General features: G+C 38.7%; 15 protein-coding genes. 8 read left to right on the top strand and 7 right to left on the bottom strand.

Annotated features, from left to right (window positions below; all coding sequences use genetic code 11):
* Window position 1: 1 nt before the first annotated feature.
* From CKV81_RS05030 to CKV81_RS05015, 4 genes are read left to right on the top strand one after another with little or no spacing between them, the layout of a single operon-like run.
* Window positions 2-334 (top strand): hypothetical protein, encoded by a 333-nt coding sequence (locus tag CKV81_RS05030; RefSeq protein ID WP_095071045.1) that lies wholly within the window; start codon window positions 2-4, stop codon window positions 332-334.
* Between the two features lie 4 nt (window positions 335-338).
* A complete protein-coding gene (locus tag CKV81_RS05025; protein WP_095071044.1) occupies window positions 339-656 on the top strand; it encodes a hypothetical protein in 318 nt (105 codons plus the stop codon).
* On the top strand, window positions 656-1582 hold the full coding sequence (locus CKV81_RS05020) for an MvdC/MvdD family ATP grasp protein (RefSeq protein ID WP_095071042.1): 927 nt from the start codon (window positions 656-658) through the stop codon (window positions 1580-1582). Before CKV81_RS05025 ends, CKV81_RS05020 begins: the two co-directional genes overlap by 1 nt.
* Window positions 1575-2087, top strand: coding sequence for a hypothetical protein (locus CKV81_RS05015; RefSeq protein WP_095071038.1), 513 nt, complete (start codon window positions 1575-1577; stop codon window positions 2085-2087). The genes CKV81_RS05020 and CKV81_RS05015 overlap by 8 nt, the downstream gene beginning before the upstream one ends.
* A 239-nt stretch (window positions 2088-2326) precedes the next feature.
* On the opposite strand, the gene CKV81_RS05010 is transcribed toward CKV81_RS05015, so the two are convergent.
* The gene (locus CKV81_RS05010; protein WP_095071034.1) at window positions 2327-3217 is read right to left on the bottom strand and encodes a Fic family protein; all 891 of its coding nucleotides are present in this window, start codon (window positions 3215-3217) and stop codon (window positions 2327-2329) included.
* Between the two features lie 126 nt (window positions 3218-3343).
* Here CKV81_RS05010 and CKV81_RS05005 point away from each other — a divergent pair, with 126 nt between their 5' ends.
* Together CKV81_RS05005 and CKV81_RS05000 are read left to right on the top strand one after the other, a co-directional pair.
* Window positions 3344-3934, top strand: a complete 591-nt coding sequence (locus CKV81_RS05005) for a hypothetical protein (RefSeq protein ID WP_095071031.1) — start codon at window positions 3344-3346, stop codon at window positions 3932-3934.
* A 227-nt stretch (window positions 3935-4161) separates the two neighbouring features.
* Window positions 4162-5160 carry a hypothetical protein gene (locus tag CKV81_RS05000; RefSeq protein WP_095071029.1) on the top strand — a complete coding sequence of 333 codons (999 nt, stop codon included), beginning with the start codon at window positions 4162-4164 and terminating at the stop codon, window positions 5158-5160.
* On the opposite strand, the gene CKV81_RS04995 is transcribed toward CKV81_RS05000, so the two are convergent.
* Window positions 5157-6155, bottom strand: a complete 999-nt coding sequence (locus CKV81_RS04995) for an LLM class flavin-dependent oxidoreductase (protein WP_095071027.1) — start codon at window positions 6153-6155, stop codon at window positions 5157-5159. The two genes, CKV81_RS05000 and CKV81_RS04995, sit on opposite strands and share 4 nt — an antisense overlap.
* Before the next feature lie 159 nt (window positions 6156-6314).
* Complete coding sequence (locus CKV81_RS04990; RefSeq protein ID WP_258454550.1) at window positions 6315-6884, bottom strand: tetratricopeptide repeat protein; 570 nt, start codon at window positions 6882-6884, stop codon at window positions 6315-6317.
* A 358-nt stretch (window positions 6885-7242) separates the two neighbouring features.
* Between CKV81_RS04990 and CKV81_RS04985 the strand changes: the two genes are divergently transcribed.
* Entirely contained in the window at window positions 7243-8169 is a 927-nt protein-coding gene (locus tag CKV81_RS04985) for a malate dehydrogenase (protein WP_095071025.1), read from the top strand.
* Between the two features lie 63 nt (window positions 8170-8232).
* Here the strand turns inward: CKV81_RS04985 and CKV81_RS04980 are convergent, their stop codons facing one another.
* Window positions 8233-9645 (bottom strand): alkaline phosphatase, encoded by a 1413-nt coding sequence (locus CKV81_RS04980; RefSeq protein ID WP_095071023.1) that lies wholly within the window; start codon window positions 9643-9645, stop codon window positions 8233-8235.
* A gap of 110 nt (window positions 9646-9755) precedes the next feature.
* On the opposite strand from CKV81_RS04980, the gene pafA reads away from it, so the two are divergent.
* Window positions 9756-11402: an alkaline phosphatase PafA gene (gene pafA / locus CKV81_RS04975; protein ID WP_095071021.1), complete on the top strand. Its 1647-nt coding sequence runs from the start codon at window positions 9756-9758 to the stop codon at window positions 11400-11402.
* Window positions 11403-11450: 48 nt separating this feature from the next.
* On the opposite strand, the gene CKV81_RS04970 is transcribed toward pafA, so the two are convergent.
* The 3 genes from CKV81_RS04970 to CKV81_RS04965 form a co-directional block, all read right to left on the bottom strand.
* Complete coding sequence (locus tag CKV81_RS04970; protein WP_095071019.1) at window positions 11451-11765, bottom strand: HPF/RaiA family ribosome-associated protein; 315 nt, start codon at window positions 11763-11765, stop codon at window positions 11451-11453.
* The gene (locus CKV81_RS13320) at window positions 11695-11955 is read right to left on the bottom strand and encodes a hypothetical protein (protein ID WP_157727366.1); all 261 of its coding nucleotides are present in this window, start codon (window positions 11953-11955) and stop codon (window positions 11695-11697) included. Before CKV81_RS13320 ends, CKV81_RS04970 begins: the two co-directional genes overlap by 71 nt.
* A 180-nt stretch (window positions 11956-12135) precedes the next feature.
* A complete protein-coding gene (locus CKV81_RS04965; RefSeq protein WP_095071017.1) occupies window positions 12136-12660 on the bottom strand; it encodes a DUF4136 domain-containing protein in 525 nt (174 codons plus the stop codon).
* Window positions 12661-12664 lie beyond the last annotated feature (4 nt).

Below are 12664 nucleotides of genomic sequence, written 5' to 3'. Positions count from 1 at the left end.
AATGGAAACAAAAGAATGGGAAGAACTTCATAACAGACTTCGTACTTTTTACAGCGAGTTTTTAAACGTATTTTATGATAGTAATACTGCGAAAAGCAAGAATGCAAAAGAAAAATCATTAGAACGAATCTATGATATGATAGGTAAATCTATCGATAGTTTACCAGATATTCCGGAAGTGAATCTTCTTGTTTATCACGAAGAAAATCCTAGTGAGATGAAAAGGTCGGTCATTTTGGAAGATTTGCGAAAACCACGATATTTTGAAGCAGATATGGAAAGAATTATACAAGCGATCCATTTACAAACGGTTAGTGCTAATTCTAAAATTTAGCTGTATGAGGTATTTAATTTTAGACTATACTGAATCTCCAATCAACTCAATTGATTTTCCTGATTATTATTACTGTCATAAAAGTAATTTAAATAAATTGTATAAAACTGGGAAATGTGCAGTTGATTATTTGGATAATTTGTCAACAGAATCTTTTACAAAGACTTTTAATAAAGATTCTGAAGCGTCATTGCTTTTTTTGACCAAAACCATTACATTGGTTAGTCAGGAAAATGATGATGATGACAGAAATGCAATCAGGGATGCGCTAATAACTATGACAACAACAAAGTTTGAAGTAGAAAGTACAGATAAAGACTAATGATATTAATTGTATCTCACAAACAAGATTTTACAACAGATTATATTGTAAATAAACTTAATAAAAAAGGAATTGAATATTTACGATTTAATACAGATGATATATTGGAAAAACACCGTATATCGGTTAAATTCCAGAATGGAATTTTAAAGTCATGTATTGATAACTGCGATAAATTTGATACTGTTTGGTTCCGCAGGACAAAAAGTCCACTACTAGAATTTGATACTGAAATTGATGGAAATGCCTTCCAAAAAGATTATTCAGAATTTTTGAAATGTTTTTGGAAAATATTAGATACGAAAAATTGGATTAGCAATCCTGAAAAAATACAGATAGCTGAAAATAAACTTTTCCAATTAAAGTTAGCAAGCGAAATAGGTTTCAAAATTCCTGATACGATAATTTCAAATCAAAATGAAGAAATCAGTAGGTTTTCACTCGACTTTGATGAAGTCGTTATAAAGCCTTTTTTTACAAGTAGGATTTCGGTTGATAATGAAGAAAAGTTGGTATTTACTAATCTTTTTAATCGTCATTTGTTAACAGACGATGAAATTGCTTTTCCTATTTTTTTTCAGAATAATATTGGAAAAGAATACGAATTGAGAATCACTGTTGTTGGGGATCAAGTTTTTCCTGCAAAAGTACAGTCACAAAATCTGGAGACCACAAAAATAGATTGGCGAAAGGATCGATTAAAGTTCGAAAAAGTTGAGATACCACTATATTTGGAAAATCAATGTATAGAAATTGTAAAAATCCTTGGATTACAGTTCGGGGCTATTGATTTGATTAAACAACAAAATGGCGAATATATTTTTCTTGAAATAAACCCTAATGGTCAATGGGTTTGGATTGAATCGGATACAGGCTTGGAAATCTCGAATGCAATCATTAACTTATTAATAAATCAAAATGTTTAGTAATTCTGGAAACCAACTTGTTGCCATTCAATATTTAACTCGATTATTTGACAATGAAGAAAAAAGATTAGTTGTTATTGAATCTAAGATTACCCAGTTAATTTCACAATCAGGAGTTGTTATCTCGCTAATAGCTTTTCTAGTCCCTTTTCTATATGAAAGATTAATTACCTCAAATTGTTTAATAAAGGTAGGTTTTAGTTTGCTTTTTATATTAACTGTAACATTATTGGGTTTTTCAATCTATACCGCGTCTAAAATTTTTAATGTTAAAAAATTTAGGTATATGGATTGCGATACAGCTTCTGTTACTCAAAATTTTGATACAATTGAAGAGTTTAATTCAGAATATATTTCAGATCTAAAAAATAGTATAGAGAATAATAACAAGGTCAACAATGAGAAAGCAAACATTCTCCTTAAATCACATTTTTATTTTGTAAGAGGATTATATTCTTTGATTACGTTGACGATAATCTTGATATTGAATTTCTTGTTTCAATAATTACATCAAAACCCTCGCCACGACCCAAAAACTGAAAGGATTTTAAGTTGGAACTGATATTCGTCCGGTAAGATTGTTCTCAGAAAAAAATCTTGTTGAATCTAATTTATTTGACGACAGAACTTGTGGCTTACAGATTTGTTCAGTTTTACCTGTACTCTTCCGTTATCTAGCTGCTTATTTTGCATGTTCAATTTCACTAAAAATCTAGACGCAAAAGGATATTTTGATATATATTCTCAATACACAATCCTAAAATAATCCAAAATACTTTTATAGTGATCCTGTGCGGTTAGACAGGTATCAAGTAAATATTCTTTCACGTTCGGCCATTGCTGCAAACCTCTGTAATAGAACTGTTTCAGATCGTCTTCAATGATAAACGGAACAATGTTATTGGCAAGGCATTCTTTGAACATAATCAAGCGCCCAACACGGCCGTTGCCGTCCTGAAATGGATGAATAATTTCAAACTGATAATGGAAATCTATAATGTCTTCAAAAGTTTTATTTTCGATTGAGTTATAATTTTGGAGAAGTTTCTTCATTTCCGAAGCCACATTTTCGGGCGCACAAGTTTCGTTTCCGCCTACTTCGTTGGGAAGCTTTTTATATTCTCCGGTATTGAACCAATCCTTACGGCTGTCAGAAGTACCGGATTTCAACAAAAAGTGAAGTTCTTTAATGAGGGTCTCCGTAAGTTTTCGGTTGGCTTTATCAATGATTAAATCTATACAACGGAAGTGATTGGTGGTCTCAATAATATCGTCCACATTCACAGTTTCCTTAGTAATGCCAATAGTATTGGTTTCAAAAATGAAGCGGGTCTGGTCTTCGGTCAGTTTGCTGCCTTCGATCCGGTTGGAATTATAGGTGAGGTCAATCTGCGTTCGGTGGTAAATTCCACCTTTCAGCTTCATATCTTTCTGTTCCTTAAGGTAGTTTAGAAGAACATTTTTACTGAATTTTTTAGAACTTTCTTTTTCAGTAAAAACATAATCTTCAGGAATATTCCAAGTTTTACCTGTTATAAAAGCACCAGTAATTTTTCCGGTAGCGCAATAATTCCGCACCGTTCTCTCAGGGATATTCCACTTTTTCGCAAACTCGCTTACTGAAATGTATTTCATATTTACAATGCCGTTATCGGCAAAAATACGATAATTTCTTACTTAAAAATCAACTTTTGCCGATAATGTTGTTTTGAATTTTTTATCGTTGTAATTTGTAGTTTTACTTTCATAAGAGGATTTCAGATGACAGAAAAACAGGCAGAGAAACTACAGTTAAAAATCAAAAAGATTAAAGCGGCTTTGGCAGCAGACAAAAGACGCTGGGGAGGTTTTTATGATGACAGTAGCGGACGCAGATATTTACCGCCACAATATTACATAAAACTTGAAGATTGGACGGGTGGATTGCAATACATTAACTGGTTTTATAAAAATTTCCCCGACGATTCTGGCTTTCCAGATTTTCTTTTTGAGCTGGCGATTATTCTTTTCAAAGCCAACAAAATAGAAAGAGCGGAGAAAATGATTTTCATGGCATTTTGTTCCAATACCTATATTCTGGATAAATTTTTTGGCCGACCGGTGATTCCTATGGAGAAATACCAATCCTCAAATATTGACGTTCCAGAATATCTGGATGATTTTTCATATAGCAGTAATCAAAAACAGTTTGCCCATTTTTCGGAATGGCTGGCTGTACTTGCAAGCGACAAAAAATTTACAGAAGCCAGCGGGAAGTTTATTGAAATTCAGAAATTACTTCTTAAAGAAGATGACCGTGAACTTCGCAGCATATTACTCGAAAAAATGCGGCAACTAAAAAGAGAATATTAATTCGCGTATTTTTAAATGAAAATTTCGACAGAAGACAATGTGCAAGGTCTCATTTTCTATTCCATATTTGTACCATGACTTTGTAACTAATTGATTTTCATATATCGTTATTTTTGAAGAAGTAAAATAATTCTGGGTTGAATGACAGATTCTTGTGAAGAATCATCAAATATTGGAAGTCCCCACTTTGGTGGGGATTTTTTGTATTTTTAACGAAATAATCATCCATGTGGTTTAGGCAGTTAATGGGCTTCGACGAAATTTCCCATGAGAATGTACAGAAAAATATATCTGTTGAAGGAGCGTTTATGACTTCCCTCGTCAATGGTAAAAAATACCGTTGCGGGTTTCTTGAAGTTCCTGCTCTTAAGGATTTAAGGAGCGGGATTAACCTTGAAAACTACCGGGAAAATATCAAAATTTCTGAAACGGTTGGCGATGTGGCGTCGCTGCATAAGGATGAAGAAAACAACAATGCAGTTTTTCAGGCGGCCTCACAGTTTAACCTTTTGGAAATGGTTCACCCGGGCGTTACCCCTGAAAGCGGTGTGGATATTTATGAAAATGACCGGACGCAAGGGCCTGCATGTGCGGTGAGTTGCGGTGCAGGAACAGTTTTTAGAAATTATTTTGCGCAGGTAAACGGCAAAACCGGCCAAACGGCAGCCAACCAAATAGACTGTCTTTCTGGTATCGGACAGTTTTTTGAAAATGAAAAACTTAACCTTTGGAAAATGAAAAACGGTTATGCCATGTTTTCTGAGGAAGGACTCAGCTATATCAATGAAAAACTTTCCGGCCTTGCGAAAGGGGAATGGGAAGACCTTAAAGCCCGTTTAAAAGTTGGGATTCAGTGGAACACAGAAGTCACCACTGCGACTTCCGGCCAAACGGTTACCCAGGTTTACTGCTCTGCTTTACCGGTGGGCTATCATTCCATGGTTCAGGGGCGTATTTGGGAAAATTTTGCCCGCTTAATTCTGGAGGCCTCTTATGAGTCAACGTTCTATGCCGCAGTTAAAAACCTTCAAAAAGGCGGTTCACCAAGGCTGTTTCTAACGCTGGTGGGCGGTGGGGTTTTTGGCAATGAAGTATCTTGGATTCTGGATGCCATCAGGATTTCAGTGGAAAAGTTCAGAAATGTTCCTTTGGATGTAAGAATTGTAAGTTACGGAAAATCAGATTCCAACGTTGCCGGTTTTATCCAGTGTCATAATTGTTTTTAAATCAGTCCGAATCCTTTCGCCAGCATTTCATATTCTTTCAGTTTGAAATCCTGCGCAAATGGAATGGTGCAGATCATCAGTTCGTCAAACCGGTGCATTTGCTGTTCATTTTTAAGATAATCAACCACCTCATTGATTTCTCCGCGGATGTGCCATTTTTTATTCTGCTCAATAAAAAGCCGTTCTGCATCACTTAGAGGATAAGTCTGTGCATCTTCGGGTGACATTCTGCGGATGCGCTGTCCGGTGTGGAGCTGCATACGGGCAATATCGGAAGAAAGCGCCTGAAATTCGGCTTCTTCATGCGTTTCAGGAACGGTTACCATATAGCACGCTAATACATTCGATTCTTTTTGAAAAGCTGAAGGTTCAAAATTTTCGCGGTAAACCTCAAAAATATCCCGGTCGATAGTTCCGGTAAAAAACTGGACATAAGCGTAACTCAAACCCATTTTTCCGGCTTCCAAAGCACTGTTTCCCGTGGAACCCAGCAGAAAAACCTCGGGCAGGATAATTTCTGTAGGATTGGCGACCACATTCTGGTTGAAATAATCCTCACCGTTTTCATCGTTCATTAAATGTAAAGTTTCCGAAAGTTTTTTATAAAGATCCTGAAAACGTGTGTCTTTGCCTTCAGATAAAGCCAAAATGGATTTTCCGTCGCCGCCCGGAGCGCGTCCTGCACCAAAATCAATTCTGCCCGGGGAATAGGCGGATAAAGTTTTGAAAGTCTCCGCCATTTTGTAAGGAGAATAATGCATCATCATCGTGCCACCGGAACCCAACCGGATTCTTTCGGTTTGCCCGGCAAGATGCGCAATCGAAATTTCAGGCGCCGAACTGGCGAAACCTTCTGTATTGTGGTGTTCGGCAAACCAGAAACGGTGGTAACCCAGTTTATCCGCAAATTTTACGGCTACGCGCATGTTTTCTAAAGCTTTCTGCGGAGTTTGCCCCTGTGAAATGGGTCCCTGGTCGAGTATGGAGAGTTTCATTTGCTTCTTTTAGAAAAAGTAATATTTTATGGGTACAAAATTCTTAAAATAAATATTTTCCTGGCTCAAAATTACATTGATTTTAGTAATTTAATTCATCGTAAAATAATAAAGACTGCCTTTTCTAAAGCAGCCTTTCACTTATTATTACACGATGTTTTATCCGTTCAATGATTGGCTCAGATTTTGAGCGTCTGTGTTACCTGGATCATACTGTAAAGATTTTGCAATGTGCGTTTTTGCAGCATTTTTATCAGTTTCAAACAAAGCGTACGCAATAAAGAAATGTGCATAAGCCAAATTCTTTTTGTTTGCTTCCACTTCTTCAGGTTTTACCATGGTAACATACTTTTCGTAAGCCGCTTTGGCACTTTCGTTATTTTTCAGATTTTGGTAGGCAATTCCCTGGCTGTAATAAGCTGGAGCCCATTCTGGCAACAGTGTTGAGATTTGTAACCAAGTTTGTAATGAATTATTCCAATCGGATGCATTTTGGTAAGCTACCGCCAGTTTAGACAAAGCTTCTGCATCTTTAGGATTTGCTGCAACCTGCTTTTTCAAACCCTCAATTTCAGGGGTTGTTTGCACTGCAACTTGTGTTGTTACCGCCGTTTCTGCTTTTGCTGCTGTTTCTTTTTTGTCTGTTTGTGCAGATGCCAAAGAAACCGTTCCGAAGAACGCTGCAGCCATTAATACTCTTTTCGTGTTTGCTAACATTTCAAATTTCATTTTTTTAAAATTTTATTGTTTTACCGCAATTAGGCAGCAAGAATAATTCCGCGAAACTGAATTTTTTTGAAATCTTAAGTTTTTTTTTACCTTCTTAACGGTTTCAGCCATTATTTTAGAATTTTTTTTGATCTAGAATTTAAAAGGGAAATCAAAACTTTTCGAAGGTATAATTTTATAACCGTATTTAATTCGGGGAAGAAATAGTAATCAAGAGCCTCAAAGTGAAAAGCGTTGTGGTTTTCTTTTGCCAAACTTTCAATAATTCGTAAATTTGAAGGTCATTAATTTCAGCATCTTTTAAAGGTGAAAATTAGACTTAAAACCGGATAATTTAATTTAAAAATAAATAAGTATTATGAAAGTTACCGTAGTAGGAGCAGGAGCAGTAGGTGCCAGTTGTGCTGAGTACATTGCAATGAAAAATTTCTGTTCAGAAGTTGTGTTAGTCGACATCAAGGAAGGTTTTGCCGAAGGTAAAGCGATGGATTTGATGCAAACCGCATCCCTGAACGGATTCGATACCAAAATTACCGGGACAACCGGAGATTACAGCAAAACAGCTGGCTCTGATGTTGCCGTTATCACTTCCGGAATCCCGAGAAAACCGGGAATGACCCGTGAGGAACTCATCGGCATCAATGCAGGTATCGTAAAAGATGTAACTGCCAATTTGGTAAAACATTCACCCAACGTAATCATCATCGTGGTTTCCAATCCTATGGATACGATGGCTTATCTGGTTCACAAAACTTCAGGATTGCCGAAAAACAAAATTATCGGTATGGGCGGTGCATTAGACAGTGCACGTTTCAAGTACAGACTGGCTGAAGCCCTTGAAGCTCCAATCTCTGATGTGGACGGTATGGTGATCGCAGCACACTCCGATACGGGAATGCTTCCGCTGATGAGCAAAGCCACGAGAAACGGTGTTCCGGTAACTGAATTCCTGGATGAAGCTAAACAAAACTACGTGATCGAAGAAACTAAAGTTGGCGGAGCTACTTTAACCAAACTTTTAGGAACTTCAGCCTGGTATGCACCGGGTGCAGCAGTTTCAGTAATGGTACAGGCAATTGCTTGCGACCAGAAAAAAATGATTCCTTGTTCACTGATGCTTGAAGGTGAGTACGGACAGACCGATATTTGCCTTGGCGTACCGGCCATCATCGGCAGGAACGGTGTTGAAAAAATCGTTGACGTGCCGTTGAATGATGCTGAAAAAGCAAAATTCGAGGAAGCTGCAAACGCTGTAAGAGAAGTAAACGGTGATTTGAAATTTTAATTTCTTTTAATATAAACAACAAAGCCCGAATTTTTTCGGGCTTTTTGCGGCTTTATAGTATTCTTAAAATTTATTTTCCACCTGTGCAGCCTTCAGTAAGAATGCGTGAATGTCCGTATTTTTCATAAACGGTTTCATATACTGGCTTCCCGGACCGTACATTGCCAGTTCGGTATAATCTGCAGAATGGTCCATGCTGATCCATCCCACAGAAGTATAGGATTTCTGAATTTCGGCCAGCGTGCGGAACGGTAAATGTTTCGGATTGTATACGCCGTCTTCTTTTTCAGCTTTCTGGTAGTAAGAAAGGATGTCCTTCGCCTGATCATCAGTTATTTTTACGCTGCCGTTCGCTTTTTCGATGCGCTCTTTTACCGCAGCAATGCTGTCGGTTGGTTTGATGCCCTGCAGAATCCATTCGTTGGTATTTTTAAATTTCTGGAGGCTGTCGAAGTTTTCATTCACAAATTTACCATAAATCAGCCCGGGATTGGCGTTTCCATGGTCGGTGGTGATTACAACCAGTGTATTGCCGTCCCTTTTAGCGAAATCCACAGCCACTTTTACGGCATCATCAAAAGCCAGCTGGTCGTAAAGCAAGCCTGCAATATCGTTGGCATGCGCAGCCCAGTCTACCTTTCCGCCTTCTACCTGCATTACAAAACCGTTTGAATGGTTTTTCATCTGGTCTATGGCCTTTGCTGTCATTTCAGCAATTGTTGGGATGTTGTTTTTCATAAAATTGCTGCTCATGTGGTCAGCCGTATAGGGAAGTCCGTCTTCATCAAAGGTTGCCAGAAGCGGTTTGCCTTTCGGTGCAGCATTCATTTCTGATTTGTTTCTTGCCACCGTATATCCTTTGTTTCTGAAAACAGAATACATATCCTTTTTATCCTTTCTCTGTGCTGCATCAAAATACTTATGCCCGCCACCCATCATCACATCGAAACCAAGCTCAGCATAGATATCTGCAATTTCTTCCTGTGAGTTTCTGCTTTTGGTAAATACCGAAAAACCGGCCGGTGTTGCATGGGTAATAGGAACTGTAGTTACACAGCCTACTTTCTTACCTGCTTTTTTGAATTTTTGAAGAATCGGCATATTTTCCTGTCCGTTCGGGCTTACGTTCAGACTTCCGTTGTTTACACGAACGCCGCCGCCCCACGAAGAGCTTGCTGCAGCAGAATCTGTAACAATGGAGCTTGCCGAAGCCATATCCATCAGCCCCCTGTTAACCAGAGAATCTTCATAAAGCGAAAGCCAGTGCGAGTGTCGCCCAAGCTTCCTTTTGCAGTATAAATCCGCCATATTCAAAGTTCCTGAACTCATCCCATCGCTTACCATAAAGATGATGTTTTTCGCTTTTTTCCCTTTAAATTCTTCAGTTATAGTGTTTGCTTTTGCACCGAACGGATTCAGTAGTAATGTGCCAATTGTGGCCAGAGAACCGCCTTTCAGAAAATCTCTTCTTTTCATATTTCATTTTTTTTCAAAAGTACAGAAAGCTATATTAACAGAAGATGAATTCCCTTTTTTTTAAATGCAGCAATAATTTCATTTAAATTTGCACCCAAACAACGTTTAAAATGTTCAGACAATTTCAGATTTTAGTTCTTACGTTTCTTACTATAGGAACAATTACGGCACAAAGCAAAAAAAATATTCACCCCGAACGCCCGGCGCTGGTCGTAGGTTTGGTGGTAGACCAAATGCGGTGGGATTTTCTTTACAAATATGAAAACCATTACGGTAACGGTGGCTTCAAAAGGCTTTTGAATGAAGGGTATAACTTTAATAATGTAATGATCGATTATGTGCCGACGGTTACCGCTCTTGGCCATACTTCAGTTTATACCGGCTCTGTCCCCTCTATTAACGGTATAGCGGGAAACGACTGGACCGACCGCGAAACCGGCGAAAATGTATATTGTACCACAGATAATTCTGTTAAAGGTGTGGGTTCTTCTTCAGAGAAAATTGGCGCACATTCACCAAAAAATCTTTGGAGCACCACCATAACAGACCAGTTGCGAATGGCGACCAATTTCCGTTCAAAAGTGGTTGGCGTTTCTTTGAAGGACCGTGCCTCTATCCTGCCGGCAGGACATAATCCTACAGGAGCATTTTGGTTTGATGAAGGCACAGGAAATTTCGTGACCAGTACTTATTATATGAATGATCTTCCGGATTGGCTGAAGCGTTTCAATGATCAGGAAGTTGGTAAGCAGCTTGTTTCGGGAGGTTGGGACACCGCAAAACCAATCCGCGAATATATCGAAAGTTCCGCAGACAATGTAGCCTGGGAACAGCTTTTGGGAAGTGCAGCGACGCCGACTTTCCCGTATAAAAATCTCGCATCAGATTACGATAAGAAAAAAGGAGTAATCAGAACGACGCCTTTTGGTAATTCTTTGACTTTGAGAGCTGCCGAAGCTGCCATCGACGGTTACAACTTGGGCAGAAATACGGATACAGATTTCCTTGTCGTGAATTTAGCTTCAACTGACTATGTGGGACACGCATTTGGACCAAACTCCATAGAAATTCAGGACACTTACATTAGATTGGATAGAGATCTCGAAACTTTTTTTAAAAAGCTGGATGCACAGGTGGGGAAAGGAAATTATCTGGTTTTCCTTACCGCTGATCACGGGGCAGCTCACGCTGAAGGCTATATGAAAGAAAATAAAATGGTGACCGGCTTCTTCGATGAAGATTTGGAAAAATCCCTTCAGGAAGACCTTAAAACCAAATTTGGCTATGATAAAATGATTTGGGCCATTGATAATTACCAAATTTATCTGAACCAAAAACTGCTTGCAGAGAAAAATCTAAAAGAGAATGACATCAAAGAATACCTGCTGGAAAAACTTAATAAAGATAAAAGAGTGCTTTACGCCGTAGATTTGAAGGAACTTGCTGAAGCTCCGATTCCTGAGCCGATCAAGACGAGGGTAATCAACGGGTACAACTGGCAGAGAAGCGGCGATATCCAGATTATTTCACACGACAGTATGTTGCCGACTTATGCAAAAAAAGGAACCACCCACAGCGTCTGGAATTCTTACGATGCTCATATACCGTTAATTTTTATGGGTAAAGGCATCAGAAAAGGGGAAAGTGCGAAACCATATCACATGACCGATATTGCGCCAACCCTTGCACAAATTCTTAAAATTGAAAATCCAAGCGGAAACATCGGCCAGCCGATTGTTGAACTCCTTGAAAAATAAATTGAAAAGCGCCTTTCTGAGGCGCTTTTTTTGTGAAGAAAGTGAGCTTTAATGGCCGCGCTGCTGGTCGATAACACGGTCAAGAACTGTGCGAATTTTATCAATGGAAGCGTCGAATGCGGCTTTCTGTGCAGAGGCGTGGCTGGTTACAATTTCCGGGTTTCTTCCTTTAATCCTGGCTTCAATCACGCACTTCTGGTCGCCTGGAGTGTCTTTGTTGCTGGTTTCGTCGGAAAAATATACCTCAAAGCGGGTTACATAATCTTCAAATCTCTTTAAGGAATCCTGAAGTTCAGCTCTGAAATAGTCTTTTCCCGCCTGGTCCATTTTTACTTCGTTGTCTGAATTGATAAGTATTTCCATAATATTTAAAATTTGTAGTTTTCAATGCAAAAACCAGTCCTGAAAGTTTCAGGTTAAGATAATAATTATTCTGAATCTTGGTCATCCTCATATTGCTCAAGATAGAGGTAAAGGTATGACGCTCCAGTTCATCCTCGGCATCCTCCAGTGCAGTAAGCAGGTCTTCAAAAAGTTTCCAGTAGATCTGCAATCATGTTAGCCAATTCGATATGGGAGGGAGTTTCTACAAAACCAACTGGTTCTGATTGTAATGGCCGAGATTCATATATCTGACCGGATGCCACTCAAATATAAGAAATTTTAGACACATATACAACACAGAAAGCCGCCTCATAACTGGGACGGCTTTCTGCTCTTACAAGAATTTTTGTTATTTTTTTGGCGGATAGTTTGCCATGATTTCAGCAACGATCTCCGGGATTTGTTTTTGTTTCGCTTTTGGCGAATCTACAGAAATCCCTTCACCAATTCCTTGCCATACTAATTTTTGGGTTCTTGCATCGATCAGATCAAGTACTAAAGCACCCTGGTTGTAGTTACTGCTCCACGTTCTGCTCATCCCGACACCCCAGCCCCAAGGACCGCCCCATCCGTACATTCCGTAAGGTCTGTCTCTCTGGATATCGGTTATTTTCTTATGCTGGGCTTTCACATTTACGATAAGATCCGGGTTTTCGCCAACGGAAAGGCCTTTTGTCTGAAGCTGTTTTGAAACCTCATTCAGAACGCGGTCCTTATCGATATCATTAAGCTTCAAATCATCAATTCTTAATTTATAAGTTTTATAATTGTTGAAGTTTGCAGTCTCCGCATAATCTGAACGCACCTGGAACGGTGAGCAGGAAGTTATTCCCAGAGTTGCAGAAGCCAAAAGAAGGAAAAAATATTTTTTCATTTTT

The sequence above is a fragment of the Chryseobacterium taklimakanense genome (assembly GCF_900187185.1).
Classification (GTDB): domain Bacteria; phylum Bacteroidota; class Bacteroidia; order Flavobacteriales; family Weeksellaceae; genus Planobacterium; species Planobacterium taklimakanense.
The sequence above is the reverse complement of the archived record's forward strand: the minus strand, read 5'-3'. Positions and strand labels throughout refer to the sequence as shown.

Excerpts from the sequence above, each read along its gene's own strand:
- CKV81_RS05030 (WP_095071045.1), top strand. The coding sequence starts at position 2 with ATGGAAACAAAAGAATGGGAAGAACTTCATAACAGACTTCGTACTTTT.
- CKV81_RS04985 (WP_095071025.1), top strand. The coding sequence starts at position 7,243 with ATGAAAGTTACCGTAGTAGGAGCAGGAGCAGTAGGTGCCAGTTGTGCT.
- pafA (WP_095071021.1), top strand. The coding sequence starts at position 9,756 with ATGTTCAGACAATTTCAGATTTTAGTTCTTACGTTTCTTACTATAGGA.
- CKV81_RS04990 (WP_258454550.1), bottom strand. The coding sequence starts at position 6,884 with ATGAAATTTGAAATGTTAGCAAACACGAAAAGAGTATTAATGGCTGCA.
- CKV81_RS04980 (WP_095071023.1), bottom strand. The coding sequence starts at position 9,645 with ATGAAAAGAAGAGATTTTCTGAAAGGCGGTTCTCTGGCCACAATTGGC.
- CKV81_RS04965 (WP_095071017.1), bottom strand. The coding sequence starts at position 12,660 with ATGAAAAAATATTTTTTCCTTCTTTTGGCTTCTGCAACTCTGGGAATA.
- CKV81_RS05020 (WP_095071042.1), top strand. The coding sequence starts at position 656 with ATGATATTAATTGTATCTCACAAACAAGATTTTACAACAGATTATATT.
- CKV81_RS05005 (WP_095071031.1), top strand. The coding sequence starts at position 3,344 with ATGACAGAAAAACAGGCAGAGAAACTACAGTTAAAAATCAAAAAGATT.
- CKV81_RS05000 (WP_095071029.1), top strand. The coding sequence starts at position 4,162 with ATGTGGTTTAGGCAGTTAATGGGCTTCGACGAAATTTCCCATGAGAAT.
- CKV81_RS04995 (WP_095071027.1), bottom strand. The coding sequence starts at position 6,155 with ATGAAACTCTCCATACTCGACCAGGGACCCATTTCACAGGGGCAAACT.
- CKV81_RS05015 (WP_095071038.1), top strand. The coding sequence starts at position 1,575 with ATGTTTAGTAATTCTGGAAACCAACTTGTTGCCATTCAATATTTAACT.
- CKV81_RS04970 (WP_095071019.1), bottom strand. The coding sequence starts at position 11,765 with ATGGAAATACTTATCAATTCAGACAACGAAGTAAAAATGGACCAGGCG.
- CKV81_RS05025 (WP_095071044.1), top strand. The coding sequence starts at position 339 with ATGAGGTATTTAATTTTAGACTATACTGAATCTCCAATCAACTCAATT.
- CKV81_RS05010 (WP_095071034.1), bottom strand. The coding sequence starts at position 3,217 with ATGAAATACATTTCAGTAAGCGAGTTTGCGAAAAAGTGGAATATCCCT.